The sequence below is a fragment of the uncultured Empedobacter sp. genome (genome assembly GCF_937930195.1).
Lineage (GTDB): Bacteria > Bacteroidota > Bacteroidia > Flavobacteriales > Weeksellaceae > Empedobacter > Empedobacter stercoris.
The window spans coordinates 24,342-41,931 of record NZ_CALGVK010000078.1; the positions used below are offsets into that span (position 1 = coordinate 24,342).

Sequence of the window (17,590 nt, forward strand, 5' to 3'; positions counted from 1 at the left end):
TTTAACAATAATATAAAATACTAATTTTACCATAAATATAGATAAATGACGCCTCACGTTATTACAAATGAACAATTAGAAAAAGAGAACATCGAAATAACAAGACGTTATAAAGAGATGCTTCAAAATACATATGTCACGCTGTCCGATGACGATAAAAAATTAGTTCGCAAAGCATTTGATTTGGCTGTTGATGCGCATAAAGATCAACGCAGAAAAACTGGAGAACCTTATATTTATCATCCAATAGCTGTTGCGAAAATAGTTGCTGACGAAATTGGACTTGGAGCAACCTCTATTGCTGCTGCCTTAATGCATGATGTTGTAGAAGATACTGATTATACTTTAGAAGATATTGAGAAACTTTTTGGGAAAAAGATTGCTAAAATTATTGATGGATTAACAAAAATAGCAGTTTTAAATAAACAAGATGTTTCCATTCAATCAGAAAATTACAAAAAGCTTTTATTGACTTTGTCAGAAGATGTTCGTGTTATTTTGATTAAAATCGCAGATCGTCTCCACAATATGCGTACACTTGAAAGTATGCGAGAAGATAAACAGTTAAAAATTGCTTCTGAAACGATTTTTATTTATGCACCTTTAGCACATAGAATGGGATTGTATAACATCAAATCTGAATTAGAAGATTTGAGTTTAAAATACACCAAACCAGATGCATACTACAATATTGAGCATAAATTAACTGAAACTGAAGCAGAAAGAAAAAAATACATTGATGATTTTTGTAAATTAATCTCAGAAAAATTAGAAGCCGAAGGGCTGGAGTTTGAGATTAAAGGGCGTTCAAAATCGATTAATTCTATTTATAGAAAGACAATAAATCAAGGAATCCCTTTCGAAGAGGTGTTTGATTTATTTGCTATTCGTGTCATTTATCGTTCGGATAGAAAAAATGAAAAATTCTTAGCTTGGAAAATCTATTCTTTAATTACGGATATATTTATACCAAATCCTAAACGTATGCGCGATTGGATTTCTCAACCAAAAACAACAGGTTACGAGTCGCTTCACGTGACTGTGATGGGACCACAAGCACGTTGGGTTGAAGTTCAGATTCGTTCCGAAAGAATGGATGAAGTAGCAGAGATGGGGATTGCTGCACATTATAAATACAAAGAAAATGTCTCAAACGATGAAACGAAAGTAGATGAATGGATTCACCAAGTTCGTGAAATGTTAGAGCAAGAAGATACAAAAGATGCAATTGAATTTATGGACAATTTCAAATTCAATTTGTATTCAAAAGAAATCTATGTTTTTACGCCAAAAGGAGATTTGCATTCGCTACCAAAAGGAGCAAGCTCGTTAGACTTCGCCTACTCAATTCACTCGAATGTTGGTGATCACTGTTTGGGAGCAAAAGTCAATGGAAAATTGTATCCTTTATCGCATCAATTACAAAGTGGAGATCAGGTAGAAATTATTACTTCGACGCAACAAAAACCAAAATTAGAATGGTTAGATTATGTCGTAACAAGTAAAGCGAGAAGTAAAATTAAAGCTTCTTTAAATTCGGATAAACGAAAAATTGCCGATGAAGGAAAAGAAATTATTCAACGTAAATTGAGACACTTAAAGGTTGATTTTAACGAAAATACAGTTAATCAGTTACAGCAATACTTTAAGTTAGGTTCAAGTATGGATGTATTTTATAATGTTGCTATGGGAATTATAGACAACAATGATTTACGTAAGTTTGCAGAACGAAATTCTGGTTTTACTGGTTTAATTAATCGATTTAGAAAATCAACATTCAATACAACGAAGAAAGAAGATATTCCTGTTGATAAAACAAAATTAGATAGTCTTGTTTTTGGAAACGATGAGGAACGTTTAGATTATGAATTAGCAAGCTGTTGTAATCCAATTGCAGGAGATAAAGTATATGGATTTATTACCGTTTCGAAAGGGATAAAAGTACATAAAGTTGATTGTCCTAACTCTGTTTCGTTACAAGCAAATTATGCTTATAGAATTATTAAGGCTAAATGGATTGATTCTTCTCAACAAGAATTTAAAGCACTGATTGAACTTCAAGGATTAGATCGTTCGGGAATGGTAAGTGATATTACATTGGTGATTTCGAAAAATAATTCCTTGAATATGCACAGTATTAATTTGTCTGAAGATGCAGGTATTTTTGATGGAAAAATTACAGTTTCTGTTAAAAATAAAGCAGAATTAGAAAAAATTATGATGGAATTAAAGAATATCGAGGGAATTCAATCTGTTAAGAGAACATATAAAAATTAGTTTTAGTCGAAATTAATCCAAATCGTTAAGATAGAAAGAGTAAAACAAAAAATCCAACTTAATGTTGGATTTTTTTATTTGCTGAGGTTACTAACAAAGGCACAAAGTTACACAAATCTTTTTGATAAAATCGCTTCATTTCTGTTGAATAATCTTGTTAATTTTACATCCCGAAAACAAACAACTCACGATGAACAGACAAAACTACAATCCGATCGAAGAAGTACTTGAAAGAATCAAAGAAAAAGGAGGTTGGGTTAATACACATTCACATTTAGACAGAGCTTATTCGTTAACTTCGGACACTTTCGCTTTATCAAATTCATATTTAAAAGAAAAATGGCACTTAGTTGATGACATGAAACGTAATTCATCTGTTGATGACATTTATTTCCGTATGGAAAAAGCGATTAACTTTATGTTAGAGCAAGGTTGTCAAGCAATTGGTTCTTTTATTGATGCAGATGAAGTGATCGAAGATCGTAGTATTCAAGCCGCTCAACGCTTAAAAGATAATTACGGGAAAGACATCGAAATGCGTTTTGCAAATCAAGTGTTGAAAGGTGTTATTGAACCAAAAGCACGCGAATGGTTTGACATGTCTTCTGATTTTGTGGATATTATCGGTGGTTTACCAGCCAAGGATTTTGGTAGAGAAGAAGAGCATTTAGATATTTTATTATCTACAGCAAAGGCAAAAAACAAATTGGTTCATGTACATGTCGATCAGTTTAATACCGATGAAGAGATTGAAACAGAGCAGTTAGCATTGAAAACAATAGAACACGGAATGCAAGGAAAAGTTTCAGCAGTGCACTCTATATCTGTTGCAGCGCATCCCCGAAAATACCGTTATGAGTTATATGATTTAATCAAAAAAGCAGATATGCACATTGTATCTTGTCCAACTGCTTGGATAGATCACAATCGTACAGAGCGTTTAGCACCTTCTCATAATTCAATTACGCCTGTTGATGAAATGATTCCAAGAGGAATTAATGTTGCATTTGGAACAGATAATATCAATGATATTTACAAACCTTTCTCTGACGGACATTTACTTACAGAATTGCGTGTAATGTTAGAATCTTGTCACTTCTATGATGTGGAACAACTTTCGAATATTGCAACAGTAAATGGCTTGAAAGCTTTAGGAATTAAAAAATAAAATGTATATTTATACAGAAATTAAATCTCGCTAATTGCGGGATTTTTTTTGAAAAAAAATAAAAAAACCACAAAAAATATGCGATTAAATGTACAGAATGAAACGGCACAGCTACAAACTGTAGTTTTGGGTCGAGCTGAATCTAATGGAGTTAATCCAACACTTGATCAAACTTTCGATGCAAAATCTTATGAAACTGTAAAAAATAATGATTATCCCAAAGAAGAAAAATTGATTGAGGAGATGTCAGAATTTGAACAAGTTTTAAAAAAATATGAAGTAGAAGTTTTACGTCCAACTTTAATAGAAAATTGTAATCAAGTTTTTTCTCGTGATGTCGGATTTGTGATTGAAGATGAATTTTTTATAGCGAATATTATTCCAGATCGTTTTGAAGAATTGCAAGCTTATCGCGATATTAAACGTTTGTTTAAAGGGAATAAAATCAATGCTTTACCTGAAGAAGTATATGTAGAAGGTGGAGATGTTATTTTGTATAACGATTATATTTTTGTCGGAACTTACAAACAAGCTGATTTTAAACAATTCAAAACTGGACGTACAAATGTTCAATTTGTAGAGTATATCAAAGCTAAATTTCCAAATAAGAAAGTCTTAGATTTCGAATTGAAAAAGAATGACCAAGATCCGTACGAAGGTATTTTGCATTTAGATTGCACGTTTAATCCTGTTGGAAAAGACAAAGCAATTATTTACAAAGACGGATTCTTATTTGAACATGAATATCAGCAAATAGTTGATATTTTTGGAAAAGAAAATCTTTTCGAAGTAACGAAAGAAGAAATGTATTGGATGAATCCAAATGTTTTTTCTATTTCTCCTGAAGTAGTCGTTTCTGAGAAAAATTTTACGCGTTTAAATGATCATTTAGAAAATGTATGGAATATAAAAGTTGAACGGATTAATTACCGAGAAGTCTCTAAAATGGGAGGTTTATTAAGATGTTCGACTATGCCTTTAATCCGAAAATAACATGAAACAAAAACAATATACATCAACTATTTTAATGGTTGAACCGACAGCTTTTTACTACAATCCAGAAACAGCTGTTAACAATTATTTTCAAACCGAAACAACAGAATCGCACGAAGATATTCAGAAAGAAGCTTTGTCAGAATTCCAAGGAATGGTTTCGGCTTTACGCTCAAAAGGTGTTAATGTCATTACGATAAAAGATACCGCTTCACCACATACGCCAGATTCGATTTTTCCAAACAATTGGATTTCTTTTCACGATAACGGAAATGTTGTCTTATATCCAATGTTTGCAAAAAATAGAAGAGAAGAACGTCGCGAAGAAGATGTATTGAGCTTATTAGAAGAGAAAGGATTTCACATCGAAGATGTGATTGATTTTACATCCGCTGAAGAGGATGAGATTTTCTTAGAAGGAACAGGAAGTATTATTCTTGATCGCGAAAATGAATTGGCTTATGCTTGTGTTTCTCAACGTACAGATGAGGATTTGTTAATTGAATTTTGTGAGGAATTAGAATATACACCAGTTATTTTTCAAGCCAATCAAACAGTAAACGATGAGCGTAAACCTATTTATCACACTAATGTAATGATGTGTATAGCAGATAAATATGCGATTATTTGTTTGGATTCTATCGATGATAAGAAAGAAAAGAAAGCGGTTTGCGAGTATATTTTAGAATCTGGAAAAGAGATTATTCCAATTACAGAAACGCAAATGCATCAATTTGCTGGAAATATGTTGCAAGTTGGTGGTTTAGGACAATCATATTTGGTAATGTCGCAGACAGCTTATAATTCATTAACAGAAGATCAAATTTCTAAGATTGAAAACTATAATCCAATTTTACCTGTTAAGATTGATTTGATTGAAAAATTAGGAGGAGGAAGCGCTCGATGTATGATGGCAGAGGTATTCTTACCAAAAAAATAAATAGTTAAAAGGCTACAATTTGTAGCCTTTTTTAATTATACTCAGTTAAATTTTTCCAAAATCGCTTTGGCATCAATTGCATCTGTAATTTCGAGTTTTTTCTCGCCTCAATCGTTGTCGAATGAAAATAGGATTTCCATAATTCTTGGTACAAATTTTCATCCACATCAATGTATTCGGTAGGTAATGTTGTAGATTTTGGAGTGAAATTTAATTGTATTTGATGAACTTGTTTTGAATTTTTATCATAGTAAATTCCATATTTTCGAATCCTATCGTAAATAATCCAATTTTGATCCGCATACCTTTTTCTAAAATGATGGATAATCAAAGGTAAAATATTGTATTTGGGTTCTGTTTTAGCAAAAAACAAATCTTGATTAATCTTTTCAAAACGGATAAACGCTTCATGATGATGCTTTTCGCGATGAACTGAACGATACATTTTCATTACATAAAGCACAAACTCATTTCCGTAATTTAATTGTATTGCAGCTGATTCATTAATTATTAAACAACAATAATGAAAGAGTTTTTCAAACGCTTCTTTTTCTTCTGACAAAAAAACGGCTTGTAAAGCTTTGTAACTTGTTGAATTTAATTTATTTTTTAAGCTTTTATGAACCCTTTCCGCTTTTTGTTCATCTGTAATTACTATATATTCATCGTCGAACATCGATGGTAAAAAATCCCTTTGCGAAACAATTTTTATTTGCTGAGGTTTTCGAACATAATAATCAAAAATTAATGTCAAAAATCCTTCGAAACTATTATCAAAAACATAGCGTTCCATTAGTCGAAAAGATTTAATTGATTAGGTTGATTTTTAAGGTATTTACTTTTACTCGTACTCAATATTCGATGTTTAATCTGAGATCCAAGTAAATCCTTTTGTTGGTATTGATCATCAGCGCATGTCATAAAAAATTTAGCCCGGTTATAAGCAATTCCTAATTTTTTTAATTGATAAGCATAAATTTTTCCAAATCTTCGAGCAGTAATTATTTTCTTTGCTGATTGAACACCAATTCCTTGAATTCGTAGAATTAAATGATAATCTGCGGTATTAATATCAATCGGATAAAGATGTAAATTTCTTAAGGCATAACTTAATTTTGGATCAATATCCGTATCGAGATGTGGATTTTGTTGATTTAAAATTTCTTTGACATCAAACTGATAAAAACGCATCAACCAATCTGTTTGATAAAGTCGATTTTCTCTAAGCAATGGTGGTTGAGTACCAATAGAAGGTAGCATCTTATCATTGTGATTGATTGGAATGAATCCTGAATAATAGACACGTTTAAGTTTGAAATTATTGTAATATTGATTAGCCGTATACATAATTTCCATATCATTTTCGGGTGTCGCACCAATCACCATTTGTGTAGATTGTCCAGCGGGCACAAATGTTGGGGTTGACTTTATTAATTTTCGTTCTGCATTATATTCAGTCATTTGTTGTTGAATAAAGGCCAAAGGTTTTTTTACATCTTCGTGCGATTTTTCAGGTGCAACTAATTGAAGACCTTTTTCAGTTGGCATCTCCAAATTAATTGACATTCTATCAGCATACAATCCTGCTTCTTTTAATAACTCGTCACTTGCGCCAGGAATAGTTTTAAGATGAATGTAGCCATTAAAATTTTCTTCTAAACGTAATTTTTTTGCTATCAAAAGCAAACGTTCCATTGTGAAATCAGCATTTTTGAAGATTCCAGAACTTAAGAATAATCCTTCTATGTAATTTCGTCTATAAAAGTTAATAGTTAAATCTACCACTTCTTGTACAGTAAAAGCAGCTCGTTTTACATCATTACTTTTTCGAGACACACAAAATGCACAATCGTAAATACAGTGATTGGTCAACAGAATTTTTAATAATGATACACAGCGACCATCTTCTGTAAAAGAATGACAAATGCCAGATTGAGAAGCATTTCCTAATCCATTGCTTGTGTTTTTCCGTTTACTTCCACTCGATGAGCATGAAACATCATATTTTGCTGCATCAGCTAAAATACTCAACTTTTCATTAATCCGATCAAAATTCATTTTATTCAGCTTTTTGCAAAAAAAATAATTTAAACAGACATAAGATGTCGTTTAAATTAACATTACAAATTATTCGTATTCCAAATTTATTAATAGTTCAGTTTTTAAACGGCTAATAAAATTGCAATCCAATTCGGATAAAAGAATATCAATTAATTGAGACAAAAAATCTCGATGAATAAAGTTGAAAATAAACGTTTTTTCGTTGGTATAGAAATAAAAATCGTATCGTCTAAAATAACCTGAAATAGATATAACTTCAAGCGTTATCAATTCTTCAGGACGAAAATAGTCACTTAATTTAGCACGATAATCTTGAATTTTCCGCACTGAATTAGTTGTAGAATCGACATATTCTAAATTCAAATCTTCGATTTCGTCACTATAAAATTGTATTGCAAATTCATTTTTAGGATAATCATTTATGTACAAGTTGAAACGATTATCTTTTTGATACAATTGAAATAGTCGATTAAATTCTTGCACATTTTTTATCATAATAAAACGAGATAAATGGTTGATTAGAATAAAGTTAATAACATTTAGTTAAATAATCAAATAAAAAAGAGCCAAATTTATTGACTCTTTGTGTTATTCGTAACGAATTGTTCTTGTTGTGTTTGAAATTGGTTGATCAAAATTTTTCACGTATTGTGTTCTTTTTTTCCAATTTTTGTGATTATCATATTGGTATTTGATTGTCGAAATCTGCTTAACTTTTCCAGTTTCATCTAACGTTACTTCTTCTGTCATGTTATTGTTGTCGTCAAATTTTCGGAGATATTTATTGACAGCTTTGTTATCTTTATCTAAATAAATTTCTTCAATCGGATTGCCTTTAGCATCGTTTTTATAATCTAATGTATAAGATCCTTGGTTATATTTTACCTGTGTTTTAACTAAAAAACCATTTTGATACAAATGATTTTTTTCGATAAAAATATCATTATCCTCCAATAAGTTCGATTCGTGTTCGTAAGTAATGTTTTGATTCTGATCTAATTTGTATTCTATTTTTACAACATTAACATCATTTTCACTTTTTGTCACAATGTAACCTTCGGGCGTATATTCGTAATCAAAGTTAAAAATCAAACTTTCATCCGTATTTTTTAATTCTCTCGAAGCTAATTTGTTGGTGTCGTTGTAATTAAAAGATTCTGAAAAAGATACATTTCCTTCTTCATCAAAATAATCACGTTTAGTTGGATTTCCTGCTGTATTGTAGGTTGATTTTGTATAATATTCTTGATCGTATCCTTCGATATGCATCATTCGAATTCGTGCTTTTTGCATAGATTCCTCAATGAAAATAGGATTTCCAAAGACGTCATTTTGTACTAATTCAGATTTTTGTGCAAAAGCAAAATTCGAAAATAGTAAAGCGATTAATGAAATATTTTTTAACATAATATTGTATTATTTAGTTCTTAGTGATTAAAGTTGATTCAAAATTAATAGAAAAATCTTGATTTCTTGACCTATTTAAATGTCAACGTAAAAACAAGAACTTATATTTGAAAAAAAAATATTAAATGAGCACAAAATTTAAATTATTAGGAAGTCAACCTGCTTTTATAGATGTATCCTTGTTATTCATTCGTTTGGCTGCTGGTGGATTTATGTTTACGCATGGTTTTGGAAAATTACAAAAATTAGTCAATGGAAATTTTGAATTTGGAGATCCAATAGGATTAGGTCCAGAAATTTCGTTAGGATTAACTGTTTTTGCAGAAATATTATGTGCATTTTTAGTTTTGGTTGGACTTTTTACACGTTTAGCATCAATTCCATTAATTATTACCATGTTGGTAGCTGTTTTTATTGTACATGCTGACGATGATTTTGGTAAAAAAGAATTAGGTTTATTCTATTTAATTAATTATTTCGTTTTATTTTTATCAGGTGCAGGAAAATATTCGTTGGATCGATTAATTCTAAAAAAATGATAAAAATAATTACGTTTGGTTTATTGATTTGTTCAACTGCATTATTTGCTCAATCTAAAAATATGAAGAATAAAACCTATAAACCTTTGACTGGAGCTGAAGTTACTTTAGTAAAAGAAAAAAAATCGTACGAAACATTTCGAGTTTTATTAACAACTTCTGATGAAGATCTTACTGTGTTGAAAGCCCAATCTATTGACATAGATCCCAAAGATCCAAATATTAAACTATTGGCGGATCGTATGTATGCGACTGTGCAAGACGAGGCAAGTAAAGGTGTTGGGATTGCGGCACCACAAATTGGCATAAATAGAAATGCCGTTTGGGTACAACGTTTTGATAAAGAGGGTGAACCTTTTGAGTTTATCATCAATCCAAAAATTACGTGGTATTCGGATATTGTTCGTTATGGAAGAGAAGGTTGTTTGTCGATTCCAGATATTTTTGGAAAAGTACATAGAAGTTTAGTTCTTCGATTAGAATATTTTGATTTGGATGGGAATTTTCATGATGAAACAGTAGAAGGTTTTACTGCTGTAATTTTTCAACATGAATACGATCATTTAATCGGAACATTGTTTACAGATCGAATCAAAGAGCAAAAAAAGCTGAATTATGTAAAAGCAGAAGTCATGAACGATGTTTTTTATTTAAAGAAAACATCAACAGACGTTGACACAGAAGATGATGAAGATTAAAAATATCTTAAAGTTATCAAAAGTATTATGCTTAGCATAGTTTTTAGTTTAATTTTGCAGTTCTAAATTACGTATAAATTGTTAGCACACACTACATATACTCATCCCACAAGTGCAGAATGGGTCACTTTTGTTCATGGAGCAGGAGGAAGTTCAACTATTTGGTTTAAACAAATTCGTGAATTTCGTAAGCATTTTAATGTTGTTCTTTTGGATTTGAGAGGACATGGTCGTTCGAAAAATAACCTTAAATCGCTTTTTGAAAAACGCTATACGTTCGAATCTGTAGCGAAAGATGTGATTGATGTATTGGATCATTTAAAAATTAAACAAACACATTTTGTTGGAATGTCTTTGGGAACAATTGTTATTAGACAGTTGGCAGAAGATTATTCAGAACGTTTCAAATCGATGATCATGGGTGGAGCAATCATGAAGATGAATTATCAAAGTCGCTTTTTAATGACCGTTGGTAATATGTTCAAACATATGATTCCGTATTTAGTTTTGTACCGTATTTTCGCTTTTGCCATTATGCCGAGAAGTGCACACAAAGAATCGCGCAATTTATTTATTAATGAAGCGAAGAAACTCTATCAAAAAGAATTTCTAAAGTGGTTCAAACTAACAGCAGATATCAATCCGTTGTTAAAATGGTTTAGAGAAGTAGAGCTTAATATCCCTACACTTTATATTATGGGATCAGAAGATCATATGTTTTTACCATCAATTGAAAACTTAATAAAATCACACACCAAAAACTCTGAATTGATTGTCATTGAGGATTGTGGACATGTTGTGAATGTTGATCAACCTCAGATTTTTAACGAAAAAGTTATTGCGTATATTAATACGATTAAATAAAAATAAAAGCTTCAACTCAGTTGAAGCTTTTATTTATTTAACAACTTTTTATACTCCAATTTCAAAATCCAATTAATTTGTATTTAGTGTAAACTCAACAATTTATATATAAACCCAATCATTTTATAATATGTTCATTTCTAATTGATTTGGTCTGTTTTTTGGTGAAGGAAAATAGTTAGGTTGTTTTTTAAAAATTTTAATTTATTGTTAAATTTTTTAAAAAAATACAGTTAGTTCTGTTTTAACCGAACTAACTTATATATATTTGCACGGTTTTATAGACTAAACACATTATGAATATAGATAATCATGCAGGTAACATGGACTTATTCTGTAGTTTTAGTGCTTTTTTAGAGAAAACGTATAAGTTTCCTCCTTTAACAGCCAAATTGCAGGCATATATGGTTTTAGAATCAACTGAAGAAGGATTTACTTTTGAAGAACTTTTAGAGGTTTTCAATGTTAGTAAGAGTTCTTTGTCTAATTCGATTAATTACTTGCTATCGATGAAACATATTGAATATATAAACAAGATTAATTCTCGTAAAAGATATTTTAGATTAAATTTTAATTATTTGATAGAGAAGTTAGATTTTTTATATGATATGATTTCACAGGATATTGTTTTTACAGATCGTATAAAAGAACATAAAATGTTAAATAACTCGCTTTCGAAAAATATTGAAAACAGGGTAATTGATATTTATTTAGATCATTTAAATCAGACGAAGTCTTTGTTAGGCGAAACAATAGAAAAAATTAATAAAATTCAACTAGAAAATAAGTAAAAGTAATATGAAAAACGTTAACGTTATGATGGTTGGTGCTTTGGCTATTGCGCTAAGTTCTTGTGGTAAAAAGGACAATGCAGGAGCACAAGCACAAGGTCCGACACCTTATCCAGTTGTTGATGTACCAACAAGAGTGGTGACAAGTTATGATGAATATCCGACAAATATTGAAGGAGTTGTGAATAACGAGGTCCGTGCGAAAATTCAAGGATACATTACAGAAGTTTATGTTGATGAAGGTCAATACGTACAAGCTGGTCAACCTTTGTTTAGATTAGAAACAAATGTATTAACTCAAAACGCTGATGCTGCAAGATCAGGAGTTGGAGCAGCGCAAGCGAGTGTAAAGTCAGCACAAGCAAATGTAAATGCAGCACAAGCAAATGTAAATGCAGCGCAAGTGGAAGTGGATAAATTAACTCCTCTTGTTCAGAAAAATATTATAAGTAATGTACAATTAGAAACAGCAAAAGCAAATTTAGCAAAAGCTCAGGCAAGTTATAATCAAGCTTTGGCAGCTGTGGGACAAGCTCAAGCAGGTGTTACACAAGCTCAAGCAAATTATAAAGGTGCTCAAGCAAATGTAGATTATTCTGTTGTACGCGCTCCAATAAGTGGAGTATTAGGTTCTATTAACTTCCGTCAAGGAACATTAGTAGGTCCATCAGATCCAACAGCAATTACTACAGTTTCTAACACCTCTAAAGTTTATGCTTACTTTTCGATGAATGAAAAAGAGTATTTAAATTTTATTTCTAAATCTGAAGGAGCAACTTTAAAAGAGAAATTAGATAAAATTCCTGCTGTAGATTTAGTTTTAGCTAACGGAGAAATTTATCCTGAAAAAGGTAAGATTCAAACTGTTACAGGACAAATCAATCCTACTACTGGTACGATAGATTTCCGTGTATCTTTTAACAATGCGGCAAAAATATTAGCGAATGGTAATTCAGGACGTATCCGTGTTCCAAAAACTTATGTTGATGTATTGGTTGTGCCAGAAGCTGCAACGTTTGAACAGCAAGGTATGACTTATGTTTACAAAGTAACAAAAGATACAGCTTACGCAACTCCAATTACTGTTGTAGAAAGAGCGAATAATATTGCAGTTGTAAAAGATGGAGTGAAAAAAGGTGATAAAGTTGTTGCACAAGGTGTAGGTAAATTGAGAGATAAGACTGCCGTTAAACCAATGCCAGCAAACTTTGATACAATCGTAAATTCTACAAAAACAGTATTCTAATTGGATAAATTATGTTAAAAACCTTTATTGAAAGACCCGTACTGTCTACGGTTATTTCTATTATCATACTTATATTGGGTATTCTGGGGCTTATTGCGCTACCAGTTACTCAATATCCAGACATTGCGCCAGCTACTGTAAAAATTTCTGCTTCATATCCTGGAGCGAATGCGAAAACAGTAATGGAGTCTGTAATTATTCCGATCGAGGAACAGGTGAATGGGGTTGAAGGAATGGATTATATTCAATCTACAGCTTCTAACAATGGATCTGCATCTATTGATGTAGTTTTCAAGCCTGGTGTTGATGGGGATATCGCGCAAGTAAACGTTCAAAATCGTGTTGCACGTGCTACACCTTTATTACCTTCAGAGGTAACTCGTTCTGGTGTTGTTACACAAAAGCAACAAACTTCGGCATTGATGTTTACATCTTTCTATTCAACTAATCCTAAGTATGACGAAATATACTTACAAAATTACTTGAATATTAATATTATTCCTGCGTTAAAACGTGTAAATGGTGTAGGTGATGCTCAAGTTTTTGGAGCGATGACTTATTCTATGCGTATTTGGTTAGATCCTTCTCGTATGGCAAGTTATGGCTTGATACCTTCAGATGTTTCTGCTGCACTATCTCAAGAATCTCTTGAAGCTGCTGCTGGATCTTTAGGTGAAAATTCTGGACAATCTTTCCAATATACGATTACCTATTCTGGACGTTATAAAACAGAAGATCAGTATCGTAATATCATCATTAAATCTTTACCTAATGGAGAAGTTTTAAAATTAAAAGATGTTGCGAATGTAGAATTTGGTGCTCAATCTTATGCTGGACGTTCGACTATGAATGGAGATCCTTCTGCAGTTTTTGCTGTATACCAAACGCCAGGATCGAATGCCCAAGAAATTATTGTTAACTTAAGAGAAGAGTTAAAGAAAGCTGAATCTCAATTACCAGAAGGAATAAGTTATACTATTTTGATGGATACTAATACATTCTTAGATGCGTCTATCGAGAAAGTAGTTACTACGATGATCGAGGCATTTATCTTAGTATTTATCGTGGTATATATTTTCTTACAAGATTTCCGTTCTACATTAGTTCCGTTAATTGCGGTTCCTGTGTCTATTATTGGTACATTCTTCTTCCTTAATGTAGCAGGATTCTCGTTAAACTTATTAACGTTATTCGCATTAACGCTCGCCATAGGTATTGTGGTGGATGACGCGATTGTAGTGGTGGAAGCCGTTCACGCTCGTATGGAAACACACCACGAAACTCCGATGGATGCTACTAAAAATGCGATGGATGAAATTTCTGGTGCCATTGTATCGATTACATTAGTTATGTGTGCCGTATTCGTTCCAGTAACATTTATATCCGGCCCTACAGGAGTTTTCTATAAACAGTTTGGTATAACCTTAATTGTAGCGATTTTAATTTCTGCCGTAAATGCCTTGACATTATCCCCAGCATTATGTGCGTTATTCTTAAAACCACATCAAGAAGGAGAAGTAAAACGTAATTTTGTTCAACGTTTCTTCGATGCATTTAATGCAGCGTTTGATCGTATGACACATAAATACGGAAATTCATTCAAGTTTTTAGTTAAACACAAATGGATTTCTTTTATCATTATTATTGCAAGTGCTGTAGGAATTTATGGTATAGGAAAAATGATGCCAACTGGATTCGTTCCTGCTGAGGATAATGGATTCATTATTGGTAATATCGAATTACCTGCAGGTGCTTCTATGGACCGTGTGTATGAAGTTGAGAAACAATTCCAAGAAAAAATTAAAAATATTCCAGGAATTGATAAAGCGACTATTATTTCGGGTAACTCTATTATTTCAGGTGCAGGTTCTAACTACGGTATGATGTTCGTTAAATTGAAATCATTCGAAGAACGTACAACCCCAGATTTATCTATTCAAGCAATTATTGGGCAATTATTTGGTGCAGCTGCACAAATTCCTGATGCACAGATGATTTTCTTCCAACCACCAGCAATTCCAGGTTTTGGTATGTCTTCTGGTTTCGAATTAAAATTATTAGATAAAACAGGTGGAGATATTGCTGATTTTGATAAAGTTTCAAAAGAATACATTGGAGCATTAATGCAACGTCCAGAAATTCAGTATGCACAAACTTCATTCAATACGAACTTCCCTCAATATGAAATTGATGTTAATATTGAAAGAGCAAAACAATCAGGAGTTTCTGTAAGTTCAATTTTCTCAACATTACAAGGTTACATTGGAGGTTTATATGCAGCAGACTTTACACGTTTTGGTAAACAATACCGTGTGTATATTCAGTCTTCTCCAGATGATCGTATCAATGAAATGAGTTTAAATAAAATGTTTGTGAAAACATCAACAGGAGCTATGGCACCCGTATCACAATTTGTTTCATTGAAACGTGTATATGGTCCTAATTCTGTAAACCGTTACAATTTATTTACATCTGCTAACATTACAGGAGCTGTAAATCCAGGTTTCTCTACGGGAGATGCGATTTCAGCAATTAATCAAGTAACAGAACAAACATTGTCAACTTCTTATGGAACTGACTTTACAGGTTTAACACGTGAAGAGATTAATTCTGGTAATCAAACTGCAATGATTTTTGCATTATGTATTGTTTTCGTATACTTTATTTTATCTGCTCAATATGAGTCTTACGTTTTACCACTTTCAGTTTTATTATCTGTTCCATGTGGTGTGATGGGAGCTTATTTATCTCAATTGTTAGCGGGATTAGAAAATAATATTTATTTCCAAATTGCCTTAGTCATGTTGGTTGGTTTATTAGCCAAGAATGCCATTCTGATTGTAGAGTTCGCTTTACAAAGACGTGCGCATGGAATGACAATTGTACAAGCGGCAATTGATGGAGCAAAAGCTCGTTTACGTCCAATTTTAATGACATCTTTTGCCTTTATTTTAGGTTTAATGCCATTAGTATTTGCGACAGGAGTTTCTTCTGCAGGTAACCGTTCAGTTGCAACTGGTGCTGCATTCGGATTATTAATTGGTACAGTTTTAGGTATTTTCGTAATTCCTATTTTGTTTATTGTTTTCCAAACATTACAAGAAAAAATTAAGCCAATGAAATTTGATCGTCCACAAGAAGAAATTGAACATAATAATTCAATCTAATTATGAAAAAGTACAGAATTTTAAATATTACTTTAATCGCAGCTGGATTGTTTGCTGTTCAATCTTGTTTCGTAGCAAAAGACTATAACCGTCCTGAAGCTGTTGTAAATGAAGCAAACTTCAGAACAGATGTTATTGCAAAAGACAGTGCAAATGTTGCAACTGTTTCTTGGAAACAAATTTTTACAGATTCGCAATTACAAGCTTTGATTAATCAAGGTTTACAAAATAATTTAGACATACGTTCGGCTCTGCAAAATATTGCAGTAGCTGAGGCGTATGCCAAACAAGGTAAAGCGGGTTATTTACCAACTTTATCTGTTGGACCAAAATACTCTTTTACAGAAAGTTCTAAAAATACACCATTTGGTGCAATGATGACGGACAGAAGTCAAAATCAATACGAGCTTTCAGGTAATTTAAGTTGGGAAGCAGATATTTGGGGTAAAATCAGAAGTAATCAACGTGCATCTGCTGCAACTTATTTGCAAACTATAGAAGCACACAAAGCGGTTAAAACTCAAATTGTAGCATCTATTGCGAATGCTTATTATAATTTATTAGCATTAGATGAGCAAAAAAGAATTTTAGACAAAACGTTGATCAACCGCGAACAAAGTTTAGAAACAACAAAAGCTTTAAAAGAAGCTGGTAGTGTAACAGAAGTTGCTGTTAATCAAACAGAAGCTCAGTTGTATAGCGTGAAATCTATGTTGGTTGATGTTGAAAACGGAATTAAATTAAACGAAAATGTGATGAGTATTTTGTTAGGAACAAATCCTCAATCAATTAATCGTACAAATTTAGCTTCTCAACAAGTTAACCAAACTTTATCAGTTGGTGTGCCAGCGCAATTGTTAGAAAATCGTCCTGATATCAAAGCTGCAGAGTTTGGATTGATGAATGCTTTTGAGAATGTAAATATAGCAAACGCAAGTTTTTATCCTTCTTTAACTATATCAGCAACAGGTGGTGTACAAGGAATTGATATTGATAAATTATTTAATGCGCAATCATTATTTGCATCTGTTATTGGAGGCTTAACGCAACCACTTTTACAACAACGTAGATTACGTACACAAAAAGAAGTAGCTTTAGCGAATCAAGAAAATGCTTTAATTAATTATAAAAGTAAAATCTTGAACGCAAGTAAAGAGGTTTCTGATGCATTGTATACGTATGATGCGGCGACTAAGAAAGTTGAATATAAACAGAAAGAATATCAATTATATAATCAAGCAATTACCTATTCTGAAGAATTGTTAAACTACGGTATGGCAAATTATTTAGAAGTAATTACTGCAAGAGACAATGGATTGAATGCAGAGTTGAATGTAGTTGATGCGAAGTTAACGTCTTTATCATCAATGGTCGAGTTGTATCGTGCTGTTGGAGGTGGATGGCAATAAACTTATCTATCTAATCATAAAAAAACCACT

At 32.0% G+C, this 17,590-nt stretch carries 15 protein-coding genes; 11 read left to right on the forward strand and 4 right to left on the reverse strand.

Annotated features, from left to right (window positions below; genetic code table 11):
* Positions 1-45: 45 nt before the first annotated feature.
* The 4 genes from Q0616_RS04915 (at position 46) to ctlX (ending at position 5,378) form a co-directional block, all read left to right on the forward strand.
* Positions 46-2,277 carry a RelA/SpoT family protein gene (locus tag Q0616_RS04915; RefSeq protein ID WP_225539454.1) on the forward strand — a complete coding sequence of 744 codons (2,232 nt, stop codon included), beginning with the start codon at positions 46-48 and terminating at the stop codon, positions 2,275-2,277.
* Positions 2,278-2,467: 190 nt separating this feature from the next.
* Positions 2,468-3,445 (forward strand): amidohydrolase family protein, encoded by a 978-nt coding sequence (locus tag Q0616_RS04920; RefSeq protein WP_188320001.1) that lies wholly within the window; start codon positions 2,468-2,470, stop codon positions 3,443-3,445.
* Positions 3,446-3,523: 78 nt separating this feature from the next.
* Complete coding sequence (locus tag Q0616_RS04925; protein ID WP_171622058.1) at positions 3,524-4,438, forward strand: dimethylarginine dimethylaminohydrolase family protein; 915 nt, start codon at positions 3,524-3,526, stop codon at positions 4,436-4,438.
* Position 4,439: 1 nt separating this feature from the next.
* On the forward strand, positions 4,440-5,378 hold the full coding sequence (gene ctlX / locus Q0616_RS04930; RefSeq protein WP_284583717.1) for a citrulline utilization hydrolase CtlX: 939 nt from the start codon (positions 4,440-4,442) through the stop codon (positions 5,376-5,378).
* A 31-nt stretch (positions 5,379-5,409) separates the two neighbouring features.
* Here the strand turns inward: ctlX and Q0616_RS04935 are convergent, their stop codons facing one another.
* The 4 genes from Q0616_RS04935 to Q0616_RS04950 form a co-directional block, all read right to left on the reverse strand.
* The gene (locus tag Q0616_RS04935; RefSeq protein ID WP_260543214.1) at positions 5,410-6,171 is read right to left on the reverse strand and encodes a TIGR03915 family putative DNA repair protein; all 762 of its coding nucleotides are present in this window, start codon (positions 6,169-6,171) and stop codon (positions 5,410-5,412) included.
* On the reverse strand, positions 6,171-7,436 hold the full coding sequence (locus tag Q0616_RS04940; protein WP_298775520.1) for a putative DNA modification/repair radical SAM protein: 1,266 nt from the start codon (positions 7,434-7,436) through the stop codon (positions 6,171-6,173). The genes Q0616_RS04935 and Q0616_RS04940 overlap by 1 nt, the downstream gene beginning before the upstream one ends.
* Before the next feature lie 69 nt (positions 7,437-7,505).
* Positions 7,506-7,934 carry a hypothetical protein gene (locus Q0616_RS04945; protein ID WP_188320004.1) on the reverse strand — a complete coding sequence of 143 codons (429 nt, stop codon included), beginning with the start codon at positions 7,932-7,934 and terminating at the stop codon, positions 7,506-7,508.
* Positions 7,935-8,027: 93 nt separating this feature from the next.
* Entirely contained in the window at positions 8,028-8,846 is an 819-nt protein-coding gene (locus Q0616_RS04950; protein ID WP_286496761.1) for a hypothetical protein, read from the reverse strand.
* A 125-nt stretch (positions 8,847-8,971) separates the two neighbouring features.
* Here Q0616_RS04950 and Q0616_RS04955 point away from each other — a divergent pair, with 125 nt between their 5' ends.
* The 7 genes from Q0616_RS04955 to Q0616_RS04985 all read left to right on the forward strand — a co-directional run bounded on the left by Q0616_RS04955 (position 8,972) and on the right by Q0616_RS04985 (position 17,560).
* Positions 8,972-9,385 (forward strand): DoxX family protein, encoded by a 414-nt coding sequence (locus Q0616_RS04955; RefSeq protein ID WP_171622064.1) that lies wholly within the window; start codon positions 8,972-8,974, stop codon positions 9,383-9,385.
* Entirely contained in the window at positions 9,382-10,083 is a 702-nt protein-coding gene (def, locus tag Q0616_RS04960) for a peptide deformylase (protein ID WP_286483914.1), read from the forward strand. Before Q0616_RS04955 ends, def begins: the two co-directional genes overlap by 4 nt.
* Positions 10,084-10,161: 78 nt before the next feature.
* Positions 10,162-10,947 (forward strand): alpha/beta hydrolase, encoded by a 786-nt coding sequence (locus Q0616_RS04965; RefSeq protein ID WP_171622066.1) that lies wholly within the window; start codon positions 10,162-10,164, stop codon positions 10,945-10,947.
* A gap of 296 nt (positions 10,948-11,243) precedes the next feature.
* The gene (locus tag Q0616_RS04970; RefSeq protein WP_171622067.1) at positions 11,244-11,738 is read left to right on the forward strand and encodes a hypothetical protein; all 495 of its coding nucleotides are present in this window, start codon (positions 11,244-11,246) and stop codon (positions 11,736-11,738) included.
* A 7-nt stretch (positions 11,739-11,745) separates the two neighbouring features.
* On the forward strand, positions 11,746-12,984 hold the full coding sequence (locus Q0616_RS04975) for an efflux RND transporter periplasmic adaptor subunit (protein WP_260543202.1): 1,239 nt from the start codon (positions 11,746-11,748) through the stop codon (positions 12,982-12,984).
* Positions 12,985-12,995: 11 nt separating this feature from the next.
* Positions 12,996-16,151 carry an efflux RND transporter permease subunit gene (locus Q0616_RS04980; protein ID WP_298775528.1) on the forward strand — a complete coding sequence of 1,052 codons (3,156 nt, stop codon included), beginning with the start codon at positions 12,996-12,998 and terminating at the stop codon, positions 16,149-16,151.
* A 2-nt stretch (positions 16,152-16,153) separates the two neighbouring features.
* On the forward strand, positions 16,154-17,560 hold the full coding sequence (locus tag Q0616_RS04985) for an efflux transporter outer membrane subunit (RefSeq protein WP_171622070.1): 1,407 nt from the start codon (positions 16,154-16,156) through the stop codon (positions 17,558-17,560).
* Positions 17,561-17,590: the final 30 nt, after the last annotated feature.